The organism is Bacillus sp. JJ664 (assembly GCF_036962205.1).
Lineage (GTDB): Bacteria > Bacillota > Bacilli > Bacillales > Bacillaceae_G > Gottfriedia.
The window spans coordinates 1-1,259 of record NZ_JBALMS010000227.1; the positions used below are offsets into that span (position 1 = coordinate 1).

General features: G+C 28.5%; 3 protein-coding genes. 1 reads left to right on the forward strand and 2 read right to left on the reverse strand.

What is annotated here, in order from left to right; all coding sequences use genetic code 11:
- Positions 1–136 precede the first annotated feature (136 nt).
- Positions 137–544: a cytosolic protein gene (locus V7056_RS20565; protein ID WP_499704247.1), complete on the reverse strand. Its 408-nt coding sequence runs from the start codon at positions 542–544 to the stop codon at positions 137–139.
- 135 nt (positions 545–679) lie between these two features.
- Here V7056_RS20565 and V7056_RS20570 point away from each other — a divergent pair, with 135 nt between their 5' ends.
- A complete protein-coding gene (locus V7056_RS20570; RefSeq protein WP_499704248.1) occupies positions 680–934 on the forward strand; it encodes an alpha/beta-type small acid-soluble spore protein in 255 nt (84 codons plus the stop codon).
- Between the two features lie 25 nt (positions 935–959).
- On the opposite strand, the gene V7056_RS20575 is transcribed toward V7056_RS20570, so the two are convergent.
- A complete protein-coding gene (locus V7056_RS20575; protein ID WP_499704249.1) occupies positions 960–1,190 on the reverse strand; it encodes an excisionase family DNA-binding protein in 231 nt (76 codons plus the stop codon).
- Between the last annotated feature and the right edge of the window lie 69 nt (positions 1,191–1,259).

Here is a 1,259-nt window from a genome sequence, read left to right on the forward strand (position 1 = left end):
TTAATTTTAACATAATTTTTTGAAAAGAATAAAAAAAGAACCCTTTAATGGAAAAGAGTTCTTTTACTGGATAAATATACTAATACGAATATTAAAACCTCGTATTTTTCGGAAGAATATTCATCAATATGTATTATTATACTTCTAAACCATTGCCTTCTTCTATGATGTGGAATAATAAATGTACTAAATGATGAATAGAATTTGACTCTTCTAGTTCAACTTCTTCTTGATCTTCGGTTTCATCAATAAATTCTAGATCATTTAAATAAAGTGCCATAAATTCATAGTAATCCTTCATTGCAAACGAATAACAAGCAACTGGCTCCTCTTCTTCTTCTTCAAATTGCAGAAGTAAGTGTGATACATTGCCATCTTTATCTTCTGCATCAAAAAACACAAAAAAACCAATATTTGTATCGATTTCAAATAAATGTCTAGTGCCACCTACAGTTGCACTATGGTATTCTTCATCATTCAGTTTTTGGATTTGCATATTGTCTACATTGTCTTCTTTGTGAAAAGTCACATTAAATGATTTCATTTTTTTATCTCCTTATGAACACAAATTTAGTTATATTAAAACCTTCTATATGTAACATACCCTATTTACTACTAATTATTTCCACTAGTTTAAAAATGAATAAAGGGCATACTACAAAAAAAGGAGTGAACGAAAATGAGTAGAAGAAATAAAATTTTAGTGCCTGAATCAAGAAAAGCACTAGATTCACTAAAAGCGAAAGTTATGAATACATCAAGTCCTGAAAATGCTAAATTTGAAGCTGCCAAAGAAGTTGGGGTTCCTTTAGTTAATGGTTATAACGGTAATCTGACATCCGAACAAAACGGGAAAGTTGGAGGTCGAATTGGCGGCAATATGGTTAAAGAATTGGTCAGAATGGCTCAAGAAAATTTAAATAAGAAACAATAAGCAAAATTGATAATTTCTAAGAACATTAGTCTTCATCTTTAATATCTGGATCTTCTGGTATAGGTTCATTATAATAATCTGCTATCATTTTTTTCATTTTTTCTACTTGATCTAAATGATTATTAAATTGTTCTTTATAAATTAAAAATTGTTCACCATCATGAACCGCTCTGATTTTTTTGGCCAGAATTAATTGTTTTATATAGGCTACATCAAGCGATAAATATTCTGCAGTTTCTTCAATTGTTAAATACATTGGAATTCTCCTTTTAAAACAATGTTCACTTTATATTACCATAAATTGACTTATCTTCATGTATATTAT

Bases quoted from the DNA above. Each gene is read 5' to 3' on its own strand.
- V7056_RS20565 (WP_499704247.1), bottom strand. From the start codon at position 544: ATGAAATCATTTAATGTGACTTTTCACAAAGAAGACAATGTAGACAAT.
- V7056_RS20570 (WP_499704248.1), top strand. From the start codon at position 680: ATGAGTAGAAGAAATAAAATTTTAGTGCCTGAATCAAGAAAAGCACTA.
- V7056_RS20575 (WP_499704249.1), bottom strand. From the start codon at position 1,190: ATGTATTTAACAATTGAAGAAACTGCAGAATATTTATCGCTTGATGTA.